The sequence below is a fragment of the Flavobacterium labens genome (assembly GCF_048286755.1).
GTDB lineage: Bacteria > Bacteroidota > Bacteroidia > Flavobacteriales > Flavobacteriaceae > Flavobacterium.
Genome location: NZ_JBLVPL010000005.1, coordinates 89,665 through 110,677 on the forward strand (window position 1 = coordinate 89,665; position 21,013 = coordinate 110,677).

Here is a 21,013-nt window from a genome sequence, read left to right on the forward strand (position 1 = left end):
TTTAAATTTTCTACGAAGATATAAAAATCAGTTAAGTTCAACTTTAAGTACAGTTTAATAAAAAAGCGACTATTCTTCATGAGATAGTCGCTTTTTTTATAGATTTTAAACCAATGATTAATGCAGGTTAGTCACTCTACTTTGTTCTACTACAGCAGTAAAATCAATAGCTAAGCGATTGCCATAATCCTCCAATAATTCTAAAACTCTTTCTTGTTTATCTGATTTTACAATAAGACCTGCATGATATTCTAGTGGAACTTTAAAGCAAACTTCAGGATCTGAAAACGAAGATAAATTAGGATGCTGGAATTTTGACAACGTTAGAACAATCCCTGCATATTCTTTTTTGACTTTTGGTAAAACATATTTGGTTCCTTTAGCCAATGCATCTTCAATAGCTGCCCATTCTTTCCATAAATTGATGTTAGAAGCTTCAGCTACCATTTCTGCCAAATGTGCTCCTCCTACTCTTGAAGAAGTTTCCAAAAAGTAAATCTGACCATCTTCATTACTTTTTATAAATTCTGTATGAGCAGCCCCATGTTTCAGTCCGAAGCCTTTCATTACTTGTTCATTTAATTTTTTTATGGCTTTATCATCTTCTGAATTGTATTTAATATTTGAAGAACGGAAAACACCACCACCTTGTGAAATTTCCATTGGTGTGGCTAAATATTTCGAAGTTAAACTAAAGATTACTTTGCTATCAGAAATCAAACTATCACAATGATACACATCGCCAGGTTTGAATTGTTCTAATAAATATTTGAATCTGTTATTACCCATTTCATTAATGTGAATCCACAAACTCTCTTTATCATATATTTTTATAATTCCTGCAGCCGAAGCTTCTGAACGTGGTTTCAAAACCCACGGAGCTTGAATCGTATCTGCAAAAGTATTGATGTCATGATCGTTAAATAACGAACAAAAAGCAGGAATAGGAATTCCACAACTTTTGGCTCTCATTCTCATTGCCAATTTATCTCTAAAATAACGTCCCGTAGTTTGTCCCATTCCGTCAATACGAAGATTTTCCCTTAGATACGTAGCTTTTTCAACATCATAATCATCTAGTGCTACAATGGAATCAATTTTAGTTGACTTCATAAAATTACCCACACCTAAGAGCAAATGTTCTAAATTCCAATCGACATCGTGGCCTTCCATATAAAAAATCTCATCAATATGTTGATGTGGCCATGGTTTGTCTCTCAGTTTTTCGCTCGTCACTAAATAGACTTTGTTACCTAACTTTTTTAAATTAATTAAAAAATCGGCACCCTTGAAATAATTTGAAATACAAAGGAAGGTTTTAGAGTTTTCCATACGTTATAAATTTTCAATGAATTTAGTTAATAAATGAACTCCATACCCTGTAGCATGCTTACTTTTAGCAAATTCATCATCGCCAAATGCTACACCTGCTACATCAAGATGAGCCCAAGCTTTATGCTCTTGGGTGAAATATTCTAAAAATTTAGCGGCACTTATTGCTCCTGCAACTGGTTTTCCACTATAATTTTTTACATCAGCAATATCACTTTCAATATCTGATTTATAAGCGTCCCAAAGCGGTAAAGGCCACAAACGCTCTCCTATTGCATCGCCATTTTCTTGTAGTTTTTTAGCCATTTCTGTATTATTGGTAAACAAAGCACCACATTCATAACCAAAAGTACCAACGCTGCTTCCGGTAAGTGTGGCGATATCCACAATATATTCCGGTTTAAAATTTTTAATTAAATACGATAATCCATCTGCTAAAATGAGTCTTCCTTCAGCATCTGTATCGATGATTTCAATCGAATGTCCGCTATAACTATGAATCACATCACTTGGTAAAAATGATTTAGCATCAACAGAATTTTCAGCACAAGGGACAATTGCAGTTACTTTTACGGGCAATTGCAGATCAGCAATCAATTGCATAGCCCCAAAAACAGCACCACCACCAGCCATATCACACTTCATATGAAGCATTCCGGCTGTTTTTATATTTAAACCTCCAGTATCAAAGGTGATTCCTTTCCCAACTAAACCAACATGTTTTAGGTGTTCCACTTCGGTTGTAGGAGTGTAATTCATAATGATAAATTGAGGCTCATTTTCACTTCCTTTTCCAACTGCTAAAAATGCGCCAAGACCTGCAATTTTTGAAGCTTCATAACCAAGAACTTCTACATCAAAGCCATATTTTTTTCCAGTTTCTTTAGCCCAATTTGCGAGATATTTTGGATTAACAGTATTTGGCGGTAAATCGACCAAATTATAAGTTGCTAATTGCGCTTTGGCAATTTTAATTCCTTTTTTTGCTGTAGCCAAATAATCTTTTTCTGAAACTAAATTCAAGCTAAAATCTGGTTCTAAAAAAGGATGCACATTTTTATCCGATTTAAAATGACCTAAATCATACGTTCCTAAAAGCAAACCCGAAATCATAGCTTCAACGTGATCCTGAGTGAATTGTTCTGGAATAACTAAAGCAACATTCGAACTGAAATTTTCTTTTTGCTTCGATGAAATACGACGAAAAGTAGTTTTCAATGATTTATAATCTATCTCTTTTCCCAGGCCGATAAAAACATATGTATTGTTATTTTTTTCGGCTAAATAATGCGTGTCTTTTTTACCGAAAAAAACTTTTGATGTTACTTCTAATCCATTAAAAGTTATAGGAACAATACTTTTTGAGTATGTTTCAAAAACCGGAATCAAAATTGTTCCTGAAAAATCAGTTACGTTTTGTAGTGTATTTGTTTTCATTTGTTCTTTTAATTTTTTGTCCCTTTTAATTCAAGACCTTATAAATGGACTTTTACGACTCTTTTGTATTAAAAAATAACCATTCTATTGCTTTAGGAAATTCATCACTCCAGTAGGTTTCACTATGTTTTCCTTGCCTGTTAATACTTAGGTTTATTTTTGATTTGTCTTTTACAAATTCACTTGAAATCAAATTATCTTTAAAACTTTTTATGTGTTCAATCATTGTTTTGCTTTCATCGCCACCGGCATACAAATAAATTTTAGTATCGGCAGTATTGGCTTTCTTTGGGTTAATTTTCAGTTCTGGAACTACCCAAAGCGATGGTGAAAAAATCATTAATTTTCCATACACTTCCGGGTTTCTTAATCCACTAAAAATACTAACCAATCCACCCATCGAGCTCCCTCCTATTCCGGTAAACTCTCGTTCTTTTTTAGTTCTAAAATTGCTGTCAACAAATGGTTTTAATGTGTCGGTCACAAATCGGATGTATTTTTTTCCTTGTCCCTTTCCCAATACTGTTTTCCCAACATTATATTCTTTTATTCGATCTTCTTCAGCGTGCTCAATGGCTATAATTATAATTTTCCCAATTTTATACTCAGACATAACCGCCAGTTTTTTGTCAATTTCCCAATTGCCAAATTCAGCCTTTTCATTAAATAAATTTTGGGCATCCTGCAAATACATGACTGGATAACTTTCACTTGAATTATCATAATCATGAGGTAATAAAGCCCAAATTTTTCTTGTTTTGTTGAGTTGTGGGATTTCAAATTCATCCGATATCAACTGAACTTGTGGCAAAAAAGATTGTTTAAATGGCAACCAATTTTTTCTCCATCTCGCAACATGTTCTTTTTGAATACCAGTATGCGCTAAAGTTGAACGATTTTCGGTTCGATTACCATGACTGTCGATTTCTACTTCACTCCAATCGCCTTTAGTAAATTTATACAAAAGCTCGGCAGGATAATCAAAATCATGCAAAAATTTATAATGGTATAGGTTATTCCCAATTTTCTCCATCATAAACTCCTTGTCCTGAGTACGCCAATTATTGAAATTTCCTGAAATATAAACAGGCCTTGCATCGTCTTCGTCAGTCGTAAGTATTATATAAAGCCCCGTATTTAATATTGGATCGTTTAATTCTTGTATCAATGTGGTAATATCTAAATTCATCACTTGCATTGTGGTACTCTTATTTTAAAATAATAGTAAATATAGTGGATTACCATTTGAAATAAAAGAAAACCCAATAGTATATTCATTTACTATTGGGTTTTATTAATGGAAAATCTTTAAAAAAAATTTCTATTTCTGACGACTTTTTAAGACTTCAACAACATTATTTAGCTTAAATCCTTTGGCTTGCAGTAAAATAAGATAGTGAAAAAGCAAATCGGCACTTTCACTCAAAAACAAATCATCGTTGTCATCTTTTGCTTCAATAACCACTTCTATCGCTTCTTCGCCTACTTTCTGCGCGATTTTGTTCATCCCTAATTTAAATAAAGAAGCAACATAACTTTTCTCAGAATCAGCATTTTCTCTTCGAAGTTGGATTGTATCTTCTAAATCCGAAATAAAGCCATAATCAGCTTTGTTTTCATCCGCCCAACACGTATCAGTTCCTTTGTGACATGTTGGTCCTTCTGGTTTTACCTGAATCAACAAGGTATCGTTATCACAGTCATTTTTGATGTCAATCAGATTTAAAAAATTACCACTTTCCTCGCCTTTTGTCCAAAGTCTTTGTTTTGTGCGACTATAAAAGGTTACTTTTTTAGTATCAACCGTTTTTTGATATGCTTCGGCATTCATGAAACCCAACATCAAAACTGTTTTAGTTTCGCTGTCTTGAATTATGGCTGGAATTAATCCGTCTGTATTTTTTGAGAAATCTATGTTCATGTTTTTTATTTAAAGATTTAAAATTTAAAGATTGAAAATCATCTAATCAGATTATCTTTTCTCTTTATTCTATTATCTATTTTTATATTCTAACTTCAATATTGTTGTTCTTAAGGGCTGTTTTTAATGTCTTGATTTCAATTTCTTTAAAATGAAATACGCTTGCCGCCAATGCTGCGTCAGCTTTTCCATGTAAAAAAATATCTACAAAATGTTGTATGTTTCCCGCACCGCCAGAAGCAATAATGGGAATATTAACTAATTCCGAAAGTGTTGCCAAAGCTTCATTGGCAAAACCGTTTTTAGTTCCGTCATTATCCATTGATGTGAATAGAATTTCACCTGCTCCACGTTGTTCAACTTCTTTTGCCCAATCAAATAAATTCTTTTCTGTAGGCACTTTTCCACCCACCAAATGAACAATCCATTGGCCATCAATTTGTTTGGCGTCAATCGCAACAACGACACATTGGCTTCCAAATTTCTGTGCCAAATCATTAATCAGCTGCGGATTTTTCACTGCCGATGAATTGATGGAAACCTTATCTGCTCCGTTTTGCAATAAAACTTCTACATCTTCAACAGACGAAATTCCACCACCAACGGTAAATGGAATATTTATTGTAGAAGCTACTTTTCGAACCAAATCAACTAAGGTTTTTCTTCTTTCTTCCGTTGCCGAAATATCCAAGAAAACCAATTCATCAGCACCTTCATCCGAATATATTTTGGCTAATTCCACCGGATCTCCTGCATCACGCAAGTCTACAAAATTAACACCTTTTACGGTTCTTCCGTTTTTTATATCGAGACAGGGAATAATTCTTTTTGTTAACATTTTTCTAATATATAGTTTTCCAATTGTTTCAATGAAATACGTCCTTCATAAATTGCCTTTCCGATTATAGTTCCTTCACAACCTAATTCGGCTAGTTTGGGTAACTCGTCAAAAGTAGAAATTCCTCCAGAAGCAATTAGTTTTATTCCTTTGGCTTCCGCTAAAATTTTTGCATATAAATCAAACGATGGCCCTTCAAGCATACCGTCTTTGGCAATATCCGTACAAATTACATATTGAATACCTTTACTTTGATAATCTTGTATAAATGGAATTAAATCTTCGTTAGAATCTTCCAACCAACCTGAAACAGCTACTTTTTCATTATTAGCATCTGCTCCCAAAATGATTTTATCAGAACCATATTCTGCAATCCATTTTTCGAATAGTTCTCTATTCTTCACGGCAATACTTCCACCGGTTATTTGATTCGCACCACTTTCAAACGCAATCTTTAAATCGGAATCCGATTTTAATCCACCACCAAAATCAATTTTCAATTTTGTTTGAGTAGCTATTTGCTCCAGTATTTTATAATTCACAATCTGGCTTGACTTTGCACCATCTAAATCAACCAAATGTAAATATTCAATTCCGTGTGCTTCAAATGATTTTGCCACCTCAAGCGGATTTTCATTGTATATGATTTTGGTATTGTAATCTCCTTTTGATAAGCGAACACATTTTCCTTCTATGATATCTATTGCGGGTATTATTCTCATTGGATTTTAGATTGAAGATTAACGATTTTTGATTTCAGATTTGTCATTGCGAGGAACGAAGCAATCTCACTTACTATCCTCATTGTTATTGCTATTGAATTTTGCTATTGCCATTGAATTTTGCTATTGCCATTGAAATTTATAACTTCAAAAAGTTTCCAAGGATTTGTTCTCCAACATCACCACTTTTTTCCGGGTGAAATTGTGTTCCGTAGAAATTATTATTTTCCAATGCAGAGGAATATTCAAGCTCGTAATTGGTTGTGGCAATGGTTTCGACACAAAGAGGAGCATAAAAACTATGTACCAAATACATGTATTCGTTTTCTGAAATTTCTTTGAATAAATCCGATTTTAGATTATAAATAGTATTCCAGCCCATTTGTGGCACTTTGACTTTTGAAGTAAATTTCACAACATCTACATCAAAAATTCCTAAACCTTTAGTATTCCCTTCCTCCGATTTGTTGCACATCAATTGCATACCCAGACAAATTCCTAAAACGGGTTGTTTCAAAGTTGGAATCAAAGTTTCTAAACCGCTTTCTAAAAGCATTTTCATTGCTGAACTAGCCTCACCAACACCCGGAAAAATAACTTTATCGGCAGCCTTTATTTCGTCTGGATTATTACTCAAAACCGCTTTGAATCCCAATCTTTCGATTGCAAACATTATGCTTTGAATATTTCCTGCGCCGTAATTTATAATGACAATTTTCATTTTATTTTTGTTTCAAGTTTAAAGTTTAAAGTTGCTCGAGTCAACCTGAAACTTTAAACAATTTTACAACATTCCTTTTGTACTTGGCAAAATCATCTTTTCAGTATCTCGTTTTACTGCTACTTTTATTGCTTTTGCAAATGCTTTAAAAATGGCTTCAATCTTGTGATGCTCGTTCGTTCCTTCTGCTTTGATATTGATGTTTGCTTTCGCACCATCTGAGAATGATTTAAAGAAATGAAAGAACATCTCTGTTGGCATTTTTCCAACCATTTCGCGTTTGAATTCAGTTTCCCAAACCAGCCAGTTTCGACCTCCAAAATCAATAGCCACTTGTGCTAAACAATCGTCCATTGGTAAACAAAAACCGTAACGTTCAATTCCTAATTTATTTCCTAATGCTTTCGCAAAAACTTCTCCAAGTGCAATCGCAGTATCTTCAATCGTATGATGTTCATCAACTTCTAAATCGCCTTTTACAAGTATTTCCAAGTCCATTTGTCCGTGGCGAGCTATTTGGTCCAGCATGTGGTCAAAAAAGGCAATTCCAGTTTCGATTTTGCTTTTTCCTGTTCCATCCAGGTTTAAGTTGATAAAAATATCCGTTTCATTAGTTTTTCTCTCTATTGAAGCCGAACGTTCTTCTAATTTCAAAAACTCATAAATAGCTTTCCAATCAGTAGTTTGTAAAGCAATAACCGAATCCAATTCGTGTCTTTTAGAAGATATTTCATCTCCTCCCAAAGCTTCATCTCTGTTAATAAAAATAGCTTTTGAACCTAAGTTTTTTGCTAATTCCACATCAGTTATTCTATCACCTATTACGAATGAATTTATTAAATCATATTCTCGATTGTCAATATACTGTGTCAACATTCCAGTCGCAGGTTTGCGAGTTGGTGCATTTTGGTAAGGAAAAGTCTTATCGATAAACACTTCTTTGAAAACCACTCCTTCATTTTCAAAAGCTTTCATGATTAAATTATGTACCGGCCAAAAATTGGCTTCTGGATGAGAATCTGTTCCCAAACCGTCTTGATTCGTCACCATCACCAATTCAAAATCCAATTCCTTTGCTATTTTTCCAAGATATTGAAAAGCGTTTGGATAAAATTCTAATTTTTCAAAACTGTCTAATTGATAATCATTTGGTTCTAAAACCATTGTTCCGTCACGATCTATAAAAAGTATTTTTTTCATTAAAAAAAGTTTAAAGTTTAAGGTTTAAAGTTGTTTTAACACCTCAATTAGTTTCATGTTTTCTTTTTCTGTTCCAACGGTTAAGCGCAGACAATTATCGCATAACGGTTGGGTTGTTCTGTTTCGAATTACGATTCCTTTTGCAATCAATTCAGCATATCTCTTATTGGCGTCATCTACCTTTACCAAAATAAAATTTGCTTCTGTTGGATAGATTTTTTCGACAAAATTCACATTAAGTAATACTTTAAGTAATTCCTTTCTTTGTTTTATAATAGAATCAATTTCAGATTTTATTTTAGCTGCATCATCCAGTCTTTCTAACGCTCTTTTTTGAGTCAGTTCATTTACATTATACGGTGGTTTTATTTTATTTAAAACCGAAATTACTTCTGCAGATGCATAACAAATTCCCAATCTAATTCCTGCTAAACCATAAGCCTTTGATAATGTTTGGGTAATAACTAAATTTGGATACTCATCTAATTCATTAATCCAACTTTCTTTCTTCGAAAAATCGATATACGCTTCATCAATCACCACTAATCCTTTGAAATTTTGCAAAAGATACGCAACACTTTCATCCGAAAAGGAATTCCCTGTTGGGTTATTTGGAGAACACAAAAAGATGATTTTAGTATTAGAGTCAATAGCTTCCATGATTTTCTCAATTTGAGGTTGAAAGTCTTCTGAAAGTAGTACTTCCTTGTTTTCTACTGCATTAATATTAGCCAAAACGCCATACATTCCGTAGGTTGGTGGCAAAGTAATTACATTGTCCGTTTTTGGTTCACAAAAAGCCCTGAATAACAAATCCAATACTTCATCACTTCCGTTTCCAAGCAAAATTTGATTCGTTTTGACATTTCTTTGTTTTGCCAAAATCTCCTTTACATTCATTTGTTGTGGGTCTGGATACCTGTTTACGCCATTTTCAAACGGATTTTCATTGGCATCCAAGAAAATCATATCTGCAGTATCAAAATCCTCAAATTCATCACGTGCGGAAGAATACGGTTTCAATTGCTTTACGTTTTCTCTGACTATAGTATTTATATCGAAATTATTTTCCATCTTCCATCGCTTTTAATCGTAATGTAACTGCATTTTTGTGTGCTTGTAAACCTTCGGCTTCTGCCATGATTTCGATTGCTTTACCGATGTTTTGTATACCTTTTTGAGATATTTTTTGAAAAGTCATTGTTTTAGTAAAACTATCTAAATTTACACCGCTATAATTCTTGGCATAACCATTAGTTGGCAACGTATGATTGGTTCCTGACGCATAATCTCCAGCACTTTCAGGTGTATAATTCCCGATGAATACCGAACCTGCGTTTTGAACACCATTGCTGTAAAAATCATCAAATTCAGAACAAATAATAAAGTGTTCCGGTCCGTATTCATTGATTAATTCTAGGGCAATTTTATCATTTTCAACAAAAATTAACTTTGAATTCGCAATTGCTTTTTCAGCGATGGCTTTTCTTGGTAAAGCTTCTATCTGTATTTGGATTTCAGTCTCTACGGCATCAATTAATTTTTTAGAGGTTGAAACTAAAATTACCTGACTGTCCGCTCCGTGTTCTGCTTGAGACAATAAATCCGAAGCTACAAAAGCTGGGACTGCACTATCATCAGCAACAATTAATAATTCTGATGGACCGGCTGGCATATCGATTGCTACTCCAAACTGAGTTGCGAGTTGTTTAGCCACAGTCACAAATTGATTTCCAGGACCAAAGATTTTATACACTTTAGGAATTGTTTCCGTTCCAAAAGTCATTCCTGCAATAGCCTGAATTCCGCCTACTTTTAATATTTTAGTCACACCACATAAATTTGCGGCATACAAAATAGCGGGATTTATAGCACCGTTTTTATCTGGAGGAGAACATAAAACAATTTCATTGCAACCTGCAATTTCTGCAGGAACAGCAAGCATTAAAACAGTAGAAAATAATGGAGCAGTTCCTCCAGGAATATACAATCCTATCTTTTGAATAGGTCTTTTTTCCTGCCAGCAGTTAACTCCTTCGATTGTTTCTACAGCAACTCTTTCTGTTTTTTGAGCAATGTGAAATTTTGAAATATTAGATTTGGCTAATTCAATAGCTTCTTTTAACTCTGGAGAAACGGAAGCAATTGCCAAATCAATTTCAGCTTTTGAAACTTCAATGGTATCGATTTTTGCGCCATCAAAAAGCGACGTGTATTTTGCAACAGCAGTATCACCTTTCTTTTGAACTTCATTGAAAATTTCTTTTACAGTGGCTTCAATATCATCAATAGTTTTAGTAGGACGCTCTAAAATTGAGCGCCAAGATTCTGCTTTTGGATTGTATATTTTATTCATTTTTAATTTTATTCAAAGATTAAATAATAGAATTATTCCGTTTTTAAACTCATAATTCTTAAAGTACCATTTTTTCAATTGGACAAACCAAAATCCCTTCGGCTCCAACTTCTTTCAACTGATCAATCACATCCCAGAAAGTATCTTTATCGATTACAGAGTGTACGCTGCTCCACCCTTCTTGTGCCAGTGGCAAAACGGTTAAACTTCTTAGTACAGGAAGAATTTTTCCAACAGCATCAATTTTGTCATTTGGAATATTCATCAAAATATACTTCGATTTTCTAGCTCTCAAAACGGATTCGATTCTGAATTTTAAAGTGTCGATTATTTTTTGAGATTCAGGACTTACTTTTGGAGAAACAGCTAAAACTGCTTCACTTTTAAAAATAACTTCAACCTCTTTCAGATTGTTCTTGAATAAAGTACTACCGCTCGAAACAATATCAACAATAGCATCGGCTAGACCAATGTTTGGAGCTATTTCAACCGAACCTGATATCTGGTGAATATCGACTGTTACGCCTTTAGAATTAAAAAAATCAAGTACTGTTTTAGGGTATGAAGTCGCAATGCGCATACCTTCTAAATCCTTAACAGATTTGTAATCAAATGCTTTTGGCACAGCAACAGATACTTTACATTTTGAAAAACCTAATTTTTGAATTACTTCTATATCCCCTCCTTTTTCGACTAAAAGATTATCGCCAACAATAGCAATATCTACAACTCCATCAATCAAATATTGAGGAATATCGGAATTTCTTAAATAGAGAACTTCAAGAGGAAAATTTGATGCTTCGGCTTTTAATTGGTCAATACCGTTATCAATTGAAATACCTGCATCTTTTAGAATTTGAATGCTGTCTTCGTTTAAACGTCCTGATTTTTGAATTGCAATTTTTAATGTACTCATTTTGTCTTTTTTGTTTTTGTTTAAAATATTTTGATTGAGTACAAATATTGGGTAATAAAAAACCCGTTTGATGTACTCAAACGGGTTTTTAGAATATGATGATTTACACACATACCATTAACACATCGCTTGAGAGCAATAATGAAAATGATGATGATGTAATTGATTTGTAAACATTTTAGTGTGCTTGTTTTAATTCTTTTGCAAATATAAGATATTATTTTTTTTAAAAGCAATTTTAATTTTAACTTAACTAGTGATTTTTGTTAAATTAAAATTATTTGTCATCTTCTTTATATTCTTTTGTAGCAGATGGATTCTCATTCAACGGTGCAGAAACGGCGCTGTCTTCCCTAATCTCAGTGTGACGAATTTCTCCTCCGGATGTGCCAACATTTATTGATATAATTCCACTTATTAAAGCTAAAATAAGCGTAATAAATGAAAATATTTTAGCTAATCGAAACTTTTTTATAGCTGCGCCCAATGAAATCAATGCGAAAACTCCGGTTACATAAAGTACTAAAGCAAATTTCTCCGCGAGCTCTTCGTGTTCATGGATAATTGCTTTACCAATATTTGGAAAATCTTCAACCATCTCCTCTGCTCCTTCACCAGTTCCCATACTAAATGCACCAAAAATGGCTGCAACAATAAATAAAACGTAAGCCGTATTTTTTACCGAATCATTCTTTAAAATCATTCCAGCGATTAAAATTCCTATTCCTAAAAAAGTTCCAATAATTGGAAAATGGTTAACAACCATATGTAAATGAGCATCATTCATAATTTTTTAATTTAAAGTTTATATTCTATTGATTTATAAAAAGCAAATTTGTTATCCTGCTAATGAAACTCCAATCAAGGAACCAATTCCATAAGTTACCGCTGCTGCTACCAGTCCAAAAGAAACTTGCCTAAATCCAGAAAATAAAATGCTTTTTCCTGTCAACAGAGTAATTGCGGCACCTATTCCAAAAAGTCCAACAACACTGCTTCCTACACTTAATAAAATAGCATTTTTTCCATCTAAAAACATAAAAGGATATAATGGAATAATGGCTCCAATGGCAAAAAGCACAAACGAAGCTGTTGCTGCTTCCCAGGCTGATCCTCCTAATTCTTCTTTGTCAATTCCTAATTCCTCCGTGATAATGGCATCAATCGCCGTTTGAGGATTTTCAAAAGCTTTGTCAGCCAGTTTTTGTGCTTCAACAACATTCATTCCTTTGGCCTGATACAATAAAACTAGTTCTTTTTTCTCTTCTTCGGGAGATGCTTCCAATTCTTCGGTTTCCAAATCAATTTGGCGCTGGTTTAATTCTCTCGAACTTTGTACCAAAAGCCATTCACCCAAAGCCATTGAAATTGCTCCTGCCAAAAGTCCCGCAATACCAGTTAATAATATCGTATCATTAGAAACAGCCGCACCAGCAACTCCCATGACCAAACTCATATTAGAAACCAATCCATCATTAGATCCTAAAACGGCGGCACGCAATGCATTTCCGCCTACTGATTTATGCCTGCTTTCAAATTTAGACAATAAGCCACCGGAAACATTCAAGGCAGCATTATTATTTACTGCTTCAATAATATTAAGATGATTGTGCTCAAAACCTGTTGGTTTCTCTCCGCTTTTAAGTTTATTTTTAATTGAATTTACTGCAAATTGTTTTTCAATATTGGAAAGGCTGCTAATTATAGAACTGTAACCAAAGATTTTACCCAACTTCAATTGAAATTTAGCTCTTCCTGATGGCAAAGGCATTTTGTAATTTGGTTCCAAAGTCAACACTTTATCAAACATGTGTTTCGCGTGTCCTTTTTCAATTTCACCCAAACTCAATAATACTCTTGAAAGATTATCATCCGATTGAATAGCGGCAATACTGTCATATAAAAAAGCAGTATCGACTTCTGTTTGTAATTGATCTTTTAGTTTATTCAAATCCATTTTATTTGCTTTTTATTAATTAACCAAATCGAAAACCCCCTTTGTTAAAATTCTTGAAGAAGAATTGATTAAAGTATTTGGAAGTATTTCGACAAAATTTTCAGACTTCTCACCTATTGTAACACTTACTTTCTTGAATGAATACCCGTTTTTTTCATTGTCCAATAAAAGTACGAAATTTTTGTTGTTTTCAGTAACTAATGCTTCAGAAGGAATCGCTAAAGCTTTTTTTGAATCGATAATTATTCCAGCTTCTACAAACATTCCCGTCAACAGTTTTTGTTTTATCGCATCGTCTAAATGTCCGTGAATATTAATCGTTCTGTCATTCCCTTCTATTGATTTTCCAACCAAATGTACTTCGGCATTAAAAACATCTTTTGAAGCTTCAGGAACTTTAAAATGTATTTTTTGCCCAATTTTCACATTCAAAATATCTTTTTCAAAAACAGCTAATTCTAAATGTAAGTGATCTGTATCGACAATTTCTAAAATCACATCCGAAGGTGCTACATACATTCCCACATTGGCATTCATGATTACGATATCACCCGTTATTGGAGAAAAAATAGTGATTGTTGAAGTCAAAATTCCTTTCTCTACATTTCTAGCATTAATGTTCAAAAGCACTAATTTGGCACGTAAACTTTGATGCATGGCTTTAGCTCTTTTATACTCGCTTTCGGCTTTTAAGTAGTTTTTTTGCGAAGTGATTTTTTCATCGTACAAGGTTTTTTGACGGTCGTATTCTGATTTCAAGAAATTAAGTTGCTCAGCCACTTCCATATACTCTTTTTGAATATCCAGAAATTCGGTATTTTGTAGCGTTAATAAAGCTTGTCCTTTTGTTACTTTATTTCCAACCAAAAGCGTTGTTGATTTCACATAACCGCCCATAAAAGTGTTTACTTTAGCTCTGTTTTGTGGTGGTACGTCAATTTTTCCAGATGCTTTTACCGTAACATCAAAATCCTGTTCTGTTGGACTCGCAATCTCCATTCTTGAAGATTTGAATTGAGCAGAAGTTACAGTTGTCAAACCGTTGTCTTTTTGTTCCACTTCTTCTGTTTTTGATTCTTTGCAAGAAAATAAAACAAGAGATAAAGCGATTATATATAGAGATTTTTTCATTAGTTATTATTTAAAAATTTAGGTATTGTAAATCTAATTGGGTTTGGTTGAATTGTAAAATAGTATCTAAATAATCCACTTGAATGGTTGTGGCATTTTCTAAACTTTGGATGTATTGGAAAAAATCAATTTCACCATGTTTATAACTGTTATTCCCTACCTTAATGATCTCATCCGATAATTTTTTGCCATACGTATTGTAATAATTTATGGCTTCTTGATGTTTGGCTAATTCGTTCTTTTTTTGATTGATGAACTTTTCTATTTTTACTTCCTCGTTTAGCTTTTGTTGTTCCCAACTTTGTAATTCAAGTTGTGCGACTTTACTTTTAGCAACTTGTCCCGAGAATAAAATCGGTACTGCTAAACCAACTTGAAAACCATACAACGATTGTGATAAACCATTATTTCTTCCTTGAAAATAATCCAAGTTAATATCCGGTAGCCAATGTTGTTTTTGCAGTTCTATCTGGTTTTTATAATTTTCAGTAACACTTTCTAAGTAAGCATTATAAAATGAATTACTTGTTGCATCAATAAAAGTATTTAGAGGCATAATTGAATTACTACTTATTGATATTATTTCATCGTTTTGAAGCAAGGATTGCAACAGTTCGTATTGTGCTTTTTTGTCATTCTCAATTTGTGAAAGCTTAGTTCTAATTTGTCTGAATTTAGCTTGAGCCGTAATTTTTTCCAGATAATTAGTTTCTCCTAATTCAAAACGTCTGTCGCTTGCTTTAGAGAAATTTTGGTACAAACTATCCAAATATTGATATAGTTTTTCTTGATGTTGCAAATAAACGATATGCTGATACGATTTAGAAACAGCTAAAGAAAGTTTGTTTTTTTGAATATCAAAATTGGCTTTTTCCCTTTCATATTCAGAAGAAAATACTTTTTTCTGCGCTCCGTAAACCGTTGGAAAAGAAAAACGTTGCTGTACGCCAAATACTCGTAAAGGCTCGTTATTTAGTGCCAAATTATTTTGATCGTAACTGTAATAAATATTGGTTTTATCAAAAGTATTTGCCGTTTTGATGTTGGCTTTTGTTTTATCCACTTGCAATTGAGCCGCTTTAATTCCTTTATTATTTTGAATTGCTTTTGACAATAAGCTATCCAATTCTGGATTAGTATTTTGTGAAAAAGCCAATGAAGAACTCAACAATAACAAAATGAAATAAGTGGAACTTTGATGTTTCTTAAACTTTGCTTTTTTGAAGGCTTGACTATCAAAAACCTTATATAAAATAGGCAATACAATCATCGTCAAGATAGTTGCAGTAAACAATCCGCCAATGACTACCGTTGCTAATGGTCGTTGCACTTCGGCACCAGCCGAAGATGAAATTGCCATTGGTAAAAATCCTAATGCAGCAGCCGAAGCAGTTAATAAAACCGGACGTAATCTATCGGTTGTTCCTTTTAAAATTAATGCATCGATGTCTTTCATGCCTTGGTGTTTGAGTTCTTTAAAATGTTCGATTAGGACAATTCCGTTTAATACTGCAATTCCAAAAAGAGCAATGAAACCAACACCTGCCGAAATACTGAACGGCAAATCACGCATCCATAAAAACAAAACGCCACCAACTGCTGATAAAGGAATTGCTGAATATACCATTAATGCTTCTTTTACGGAGCCAAATGCAAAATATAAAAGGATAAAAATCAAAAATAAAGCGATAGGAACTGCAATCATCAATCGGGCTTTGGCACTTTGCAAATTTTCAAATTGTCCGCCGTATTTCACGTAATAACCTGCTGGTAATTTAATTTGATTATCTACAATTTTCTGAATATCGGTAACTACACTTTGTAAATCACGATTCCGAACGTTGATTCCCACTACAATTCTTCTATTAGTATTGTCTCTAGAAATTTTTGCGGGACCTTCAGTATATTCGATGGAAGCCAATTCGCTCAACGGAATTTGCTCCCCGTTAGGTGTTGGAACATATAAATTACGTAAATCTTCAATGTCGTGACGGTTTGCTTGATCCAAACGGATTACCAAATCAAAACGTTTCTCTCCTTCAAAAACATTTCCAACGGTTTTTCCGGCAAAGCCAAGTGCAATCATTTCGTTTAAATCAGCAATATTCAAACCGTAACGGGCAATTTTTGAACGATCATAAACGACTGACATTTGTGGTAAACCTTCTGTTTTTTCGATAATAATATCCGAAGCGCCTTCTACTTTTGCAATAGCATTTTTGATTTCATGCGCTTTTTGTGCCAAAATATTTAAGTCTTCACCAAAAACTTTAACCGCCACATCAGAACGGGTTCCAGAAATTAATTCGTTGAAACGCATTTCGATAGGCTGTGTAAATTCGATTTCCATATTCGGAATTTGATTTTCTAAAGCTTCTTTTATTTTATCTGCCAATTCATCTTTGGTAGCAGCCGAAGTCCATTCAGATTTGGGTTTTAATTTTACAATTACGTCACTTTCTTCCATAGACATTGGGTCTGTAGGCACTTCGGCAGCTCCAATTCTGCTAACAACTTGTGTGACTTCCGGGAAATTCTTAAGGATTATTTTCTCTATTTTGGTCGTTATCGCAATTGTTTTTGTCAAAGAAGTTCCTGTTTTTAAAACCGGCTGAATTACAAAATCTCCTTCATCTAGCGTAGGAATAAATTCTCCTCCCATCGTTGCAAATAATCCTACGGCCAGCAATAATAATCCTAATGCACCATACAATACTTTTTTGGTATTGCTTATTGCCCAAGTAATTATGGGTAAATACCAGGAGTTGAGTTTGCGAATTAATTTACTGGATAATGAATTTGGATTTTCTTCTTTTGGTTTCAAAAACAAAGAAGAAACGACTGGAACATAGGTAAAACAGAAAATCATCGCGCCTAATAATGCAAAACTAAACGTCATAGCCATCGGTTTGAACATTTTACCTTCGATTCCAGATAAGGATAGGATTGGAATAAAAACAATCAGAATAATCAACTGGCCAAAAATAGCCGAATTCATCATTTTGGAAGCACTTTTATAGGTGATTTGGTCAATTTCCAGCTGGCGTTCTTCTTTGTTAAGATTCACTAAATGAGCCGATTTATTTGCAATTTGGAAAGCAATAAACTCGACAATAATTACTGCACCATCGATGATAATTCCAAAATCAATGGCTCCAAGACTCATCAAATTGGCATCGATGCCAAAAATATTCATAAATGAAATGGCAAATAATAAGCATAACGGAATTACGGATGCTACCACCAATCCGGAGCGCCAGTTTCCTAGCAATAAAACCACGACAAAAATTACAATTAAGCATCCTAAAATTAGGTTTTCGGCAACGGTAAAAGTGGTTTTTCCAACCAATTCACTTCGTTCCAGAAAACCATTGATGTACACGCCATCAGGCAAGGATTTTTCTATTTCAATTACCCTGTCTTTAACATCGCTAATAACTTGTTTTGAATTTCCTCCTTTGAGCATCATCACTTGGCCCAAGACTTTTTCGCCTTCTCCATTACCCGTGATTGCACCAAAACGATTGGCATGACCAAACCTAACTTGAGCCACATTCTTGATATAAACGGGCAATCCATTAGTGTTTTTAACGACTATGTTTTCAATATCTTGCAGTGAATTTACCTTTCCTTCACCTCGAATAAAATAACTTTGATTAACTTTTTCGATATAGGCGCCACCAGCTATACTATTATTTTTTTCTAGTGCCGTAAAAACATCCGAAGTAGTGATGTTCATGGCTTTCAAACTTGACGGATTAATGGCAATTTCGTATTGTTTCAAAAAACCTCCCCATGTATTGATTTCTACAACACCTTTTATTCCTGATAATTGACGTTTTACCACCCAATCCTGTATGGTTCGTAAATCAGTAACGGAATAATTGTTTTTGAATTCTGGTTTTACTTCTAAAGTATATTGATAAATTTCGCCAAGTCCTGTAGTAATTGGTCCCATTTCAGGTGTTCCAAAACCTTGAGGAATTTTTTCCGAAGCAGTTTTTATTTTTTCGGCTATAAGTTGTCTTGGAAGATAAGTTCCTAAATTTTCATCAAAAACAATCGTGACAACAGATAAACCAAATTTTGAAATAGATCGAATTTCTTTAACACCTGGCAAATTAGCCATTTCAATCTCAACCGGATAGGTGATAAACTGTTCGATGTCTTGTGTAGAAAGATTACGAGAAGTGGTAATTACCTGAACTTGGTTGTTCGTAACATCTGGAACTGCTCCAATAGATATTTGGAAAACAGAAAACAAACCAAATCCAAAAACTCCCAAAGTAAAGAGTAAGACAATCAGTTTGTTTTTTAAGCTAAAAGCAATTATTTTTTCGAGCATTTTTATCTTATTTTACACCTCAAAAGTAGGGTTTAAAGATAAGGATTTCCTTAAGAACTACTTAAGGTCTGCTTCAAATAAACTTAAAATTACGGTAGTTCCAATATTTTCCTCGCTGCTAATTGCAATATCAATGTTGAGCAAGGAACACAATCTTTTTACGATAGATAACCCTAATCCTGTTCCTTTAATCTCTAGGTGATTACTGGATTTTGAACGGTAAAACTGATTGAATATTTTTTCTAAATCCTCTGCCGGTATTCCAATTCCGGAATCACTAATCTGACATTCAATTTTAGAATCGATAGATTTTATAGTGACAATCAAATTCCCATTTTGATTTGAATATTTTAATGCATTAGATATCAAATTATTAATCACTATCGAAAATAAATAACTATCCGTTTCTAAATAATAATCCTGCGCAAATTCAGTCGAAACTGTAATATTTTTAGATTGAACAACAGTGGAGTTTCGGGCGATAGTATCTAAAAATAAAGCATTTAGATAAACTTTCTCCGTTTTTAAGGTTTGCTTTTGGTTTTCAAATCGAGCCAATAAGAGCAATTGATCTACTAAATGATTCAAGCGATTAACTTCTGTGACACAAAAATTAATTTTTTCTTCATATTCAGCGTGATCTCTAGGTTTGCGAATCAAAACTTCCAAGGTTCCTTTGATTACAGTTAATGGCGTTCTTAATTCATGCGATGCATCAGAAGTAAATTGCTTTTCGCGTTCAATGGCAGTTTCTATTCGGTCTAATAAATTGTTTATCGTTTGAGATAAAACAAACAATTCATCACGGTTTTGCGGTAACGGAATTCGGGAAGTTAGATTGTCTTTGGTAATAATATTAGAAGTTGTGATGATGGAACTAATCGGTTTTATACTCTTTCCGGCAAAAAATCGAGCAATAAAAAACAATACTATGAGAATTACAGGATAGGCAATTATCAATACTTCCGATAAATTGTTGAGTACCATTGTTGCATATTCCAGTGACATGGCAATCATGATATATCCAATTCTTTTGTTTTTTTGATAAATAGGAACCTGAATTTGACGGATTGCGTTATTCGCTAATTTGGTGTCAAAAAGTTTGTTCTCCGCATTTTTTTTATCAAAAATTAAAGTAGATTTTTTAAGATTAGGTGATTTTTCAATCACATTTCTATTTTGATCTACAAACTGAATAAATACCGGATTTACGTCTAGTGTGTTGTGTTCCCTTTCCTTCCATTCTTCCTCATGAATCAGACGAAAACTATCTTCAACAATTACAATTTCACTGAGATGTTTTTCAACTTCACTGGTAATATCGTTGTTAACATGACTGTAAACACTGAATTTAACAATAGAATAAATGATACAGAAAACCACAAAAATCAATAAAGCTGTGGTAACAATATAGTTAGAAGCAATTCTATTTTTAAAGGAAAGTTGTTGCATTTTTATTTAATCGTTAGCAATATACCCTACACCACGAACTGTTTTTATGTAGTCTTGTTCAATTTTTAAATTTAATTTTTTACGGATTGCATTCATAAAAACATCAATAACGCCGGTGTCATATTCAAAATGAATGTCCCAAACGTCTTCAATAATTTGAGTTCTGGTACACACTTTCCCTTTATTTTTTACCAAATATGTCAACAGTTCAAATTCACGTTGGGTCAATGCCACTTCAATTTCATTTACTAAAACACGATGTTGTGGAACATCAATTTTGATGGTACCAAGAGTCAGAATTTCATCTTCATTTTGGTTTCGGAAATGAATTTTGATGCGTTCTACTAATTCATCAAAACTAAAGGGTTTCTTGATGTAGTCATTGGCTCCCGCTTTCAATCCTTCAATTGTTTCTTGAACGGTATCTTTTGCTGTGAGAAAAATGATTGGAGTTGAAGTATTTTTTAATCGAATGGATTTACAAAGTTCTAATCCAGTCATTTTTGGCAACATCCAATCTAATAAAATCAAATCGAAATTATTTTTTTGAGTCAGCTCAAATCCTTTTAAACCATCCGAAGCACTGGTGATTGTATATCCTTCTTCTTCTAATCCTTGCTGAAGAAATTGAACAATACCAGCTTCATCTTCCACAATTAATATGTGCATAATTGAATTATTTAGG

At 33.5% G+C, this 21,013-nt stretch carries 17 protein-coding genes; all 17 read right to left on the reverse strand.

Annotated features, from left to right (window positions below):
* Positions 1–117 precede the first annotated feature (117 nt).
* On the reverse strand, positions 118–1,332 hold the full coding sequence (locus ACNQF8_RS11900; RefSeq protein WP_417952472.1) for an ATP-grasp domain-containing protein: 1,215 nt from the start codon (positions 1,330–1,332) through the stop codon (positions 118–120).
* A 3-nt stretch (positions 1,333–1,335) separates the two neighbouring features.
* Entirely contained in the window at positions 1,336–2,769 is a 1,434-nt protein-coding gene (locus tag ACNQF8_RS11905) for a leucyl aminopeptidase family protein (protein ID WP_417952473.1), read from the reverse strand.
* 52 nt (positions 2,770–2,821) lie between these two features.
* A complete protein-coding gene (locus ACNQF8_RS11910) occupies positions 2,822–3,958 on the reverse strand; it encodes an alpha/beta hydrolase (RefSeq protein ID WP_417952474.1) in 1,137 nt (378 codons plus the stop codon).
* A 132-nt stretch (positions 3,959–4,090) separates the two neighbouring features.
* The gene (hisIE, locus tag ACNQF8_RS11915) at positions 4,091–4,690 is read right to left on the reverse strand and encodes a bifunctional phosphoribosyl-AMP cyclohydrolase/phosphoribosyl-ATP diphosphatase HisIE (protein ID WP_417952475.1); all 600 of its coding nucleotides are present in this window, start codon (positions 4,688–4,690) and stop codon (positions 4,091–4,093) included.
* Between the two features lie 82 nt (positions 4,691–4,772).
* Positions 4,773–5,528 carry an imidazole glycerol phosphate synthase subunit HisF gene (gene hisF / locus ACNQF8_RS11920; RefSeq protein WP_417953628.1) on the reverse strand — a complete coding sequence of 252 codons (756 nt, stop codon included), beginning with the start codon at positions 5,526–5,528 and terminating at the stop codon, positions 4,773–4,775.
* On the reverse strand, positions 5,522–6,250 hold the full coding sequence (hisA, locus tag ACNQF8_RS11925) for a 1-(5-phosphoribosyl)-5-[(5-phosphoribosylamino)methylideneamino]imidazole-4-carboxamide isomerase (RefSeq protein WP_099715510.1): 729 nt from the start codon (positions 6,248–6,250) through the stop codon (positions 5,522–5,524). The genes hisF and hisA overlap by 7 nt, the downstream gene beginning before the upstream one ends.
* A gap of 139 nt (positions 6,251–6,389) precedes the next feature.
* Entirely contained in the window at positions 6,390–6,971 is a 582-nt protein-coding gene (hisH, locus tag ACNQF8_RS11930) for an imidazole glycerol phosphate synthase subunit HisH (RefSeq protein WP_417953629.1), read from the reverse strand.
* Positions 6,972–7,034: 63 nt separating this feature from the next.
* Positions 7,035–8,171 (reverse strand): bifunctional histidinol-phosphatase/imidazoleglycerol-phosphate dehydratase HisB, encoded by a 1,137-nt coding sequence (gene hisB, locus ACNQF8_RS11935; RefSeq protein WP_417952479.1) that lies wholly within the window; start codon positions 8,169–8,171, stop codon positions 7,035–7,037.
* Between the two features lie 24 nt (positions 8,172–8,195).
* Positions 8,196–9,245 carry a histidinol-phosphate transaminase gene (gene hisC / locus ACNQF8_RS11940; protein ID WP_417952480.1) on the reverse strand — a complete coding sequence of 350 codons (1,050 nt, stop codon included), beginning with the start codon at positions 9,243–9,245 and terminating at the stop codon, positions 8,196–8,198.
* Positions 9,235–10,527 (reverse strand): histidinol dehydrogenase, encoded by a 1,293-nt coding sequence (hisD, locus tag ACNQF8_RS11945; protein WP_417952481.1) that lies wholly within the window; start codon positions 10,525–10,527, stop codon positions 9,235–9,237. Before hisD ends, hisC begins: the two co-directional genes overlap by 11 nt.
* A 58-nt stretch (positions 10,528–10,585) precedes the next feature.
* Positions 10,586–11,443, reverse strand: a complete 858-nt coding sequence (gene hisG, locus ACNQF8_RS11950) for an ATP phosphoribosyltransferase (protein WP_315209942.1) — start codon at positions 11,441–11,443, stop codon at positions 10,586–10,588.
* Between the two features lie 277 nt (positions 11,444–11,720).
* Positions 11,721–12,230, reverse strand: a complete 510-nt coding sequence (locus ACNQF8_RS11955; protein ID WP_315209945.1) for a DUF2231 domain-containing protein — start codon at positions 12,228–12,230, stop codon at positions 11,721–11,723.
* Between the two features lie 51 nt (positions 12,231–12,281).
* A complete protein-coding gene (locus ACNQF8_RS11960; RefSeq protein WP_417953630.1) occupies positions 12,282–13,400 on the reverse strand; it encodes a VIT1/CCC1 transporter family protein in 1,119 nt (372 codons plus the stop codon).
* A 15-nt stretch (positions 13,401–13,415) separates the two neighbouring features.
* A complete protein-coding gene (locus ACNQF8_RS11965; protein ID WP_417953631.1) occupies positions 13,416–14,531 on the reverse strand; it encodes an efflux RND transporter periplasmic adaptor subunit in 1,116 nt (371 codons plus the stop codon).
* 10 nt (positions 14,532–14,541) lie between these two features.
* Positions 14,542–18,876, reverse strand: coding sequence for a CusA/CzcA family heavy metal efflux RND transporter (locus tag ACNQF8_RS11970; RefSeq protein WP_417953632.1), 4,335 nt, complete (start codon positions 18,874–18,876; stop codon positions 14,542–14,544).
* A gap of 57 nt (positions 18,877–18,933) precedes the next feature.
* Positions 18,934–20,328, reverse strand: coding sequence for a sensor histidine kinase (locus ACNQF8_RS11975; protein WP_417953633.1), 1,395 nt, complete (start codon positions 20,326–20,328; stop codon positions 18,934–18,936).
* A 6-nt stretch (positions 20,329–20,334) separates the two neighbouring features.
* On the reverse strand, positions 20,335–20,997 hold the full coding sequence (locus ACNQF8_RS11980; protein ID WP_417953634.1) for a response regulator transcription factor: 663 nt from the start codon (positions 20,995–20,997) through the stop codon (positions 20,335–20,337).
* Positions 20,998–21,013 lie beyond the last annotated feature (16 nt).

Coding starts and splice junctions, on each gene's coding strand:
- ACNQF8_RS11900 (WP_417952472.1), bottom strand. CDS start 1,332: ATGGAAAACTCTAAAACCTTCCTTTGTATTTCAAATTATTTCAAGGGT.
- ACNQF8_RS11905 (WP_417952473.1), bottom strand. CDS start 2,769: ATGAAAACAAATACACTACAAAACGTAACTGATTTTTCAGGAACAATT.
- ACNQF8_RS11910 (WP_417952474.1), bottom strand. CDS start 3,958: ATGAATTTAGATATTACCACATTGATACAAGAATTAAACGATCCAATA.
- hisIE (WP_417952475.1), bottom strand. CDS start 4,690: ATGAACATAGATTTCTCAAAAAATACAGACGGATTAATTCCAGCCATA.
- hisF (WP_417953628.1), bottom strand. CDS start 5,528: ATGTTAACAAAAAGAATTATTCCCTGTCTCGATATAAAAAACGGAAGA.
- hisA (WP_099715510.1), bottom strand. CDS start 6,250: ATGAGAATAATACCCGCAATAGATATCATAGAAGGAAAATGTGTTCGC.
- hisH (WP_417953629.1), bottom strand. CDS start 6,971: ATGAAAATTGTCATTATAAATTACGGCGCAGGAAATATTCAAAGCATA.
- hisB (WP_417952479.1), bottom strand. CDS start 8,171: ATGAAAAAAATACTTTTTATAGATCGTGACGGAACAATGGTTTTAGAA.
- hisC (WP_417952480.1), bottom strand. CDS start 9,245: ATGGAAAATAATTTCGATATAAATACTATAGTCAGAGAAAACGTAAAG.
- hisD (WP_417952481.1), bottom strand. CDS start 10,527: ATGAATAAAATATACAATCCAAAAGCAGAATCTTGGCGCTCAATTTTA.
- hisG (WP_315209942.1), bottom strand. CDS start 11,443: ATGAGTACATTAAAAATTGCAATTCAAAAATCAGGACGTTTAAACGAA.
- ACNQF8_RS11955 (WP_315209945.1), bottom strand. CDS start 12,230: ATGAATGATGCTCATTTACATATGGTTGTTAACCATTTTCCAATTATT.
- ACNQF8_RS11960 (WP_417953630.1), bottom strand. CDS start 13,400: ATGGATTTGAATAAACTAAAAGATCAATTACAAACAGAAGTCGATACT.
- ACNQF8_RS11965 (WP_417953631.1), bottom strand. CDS start 14,531: ATGAAAAAATCTCTATATATAATCGCTTTATCTCTTGTTTTATTTTCT.
- ACNQF8_RS11970 (WP_417953632.1), bottom strand. CDS start 18,876: ATGCTCGAAAAAATAATTGCTTTTAGCTTAAAAAACAAACTGATTGTC.
- ACNQF8_RS11975 (WP_417953633.1), bottom strand. CDS start 20,328: ATGCAACAACTTTCCTTTAAAAATAGAATTGCTTCTAACTATATTGTT.
- ACNQF8_RS11980 (WP_417953634.1), bottom strand. CDS start 20,997: ATGCACATATTAATTGTGGAAGATGAAGCTGGTATTGTTCAATTTCTT.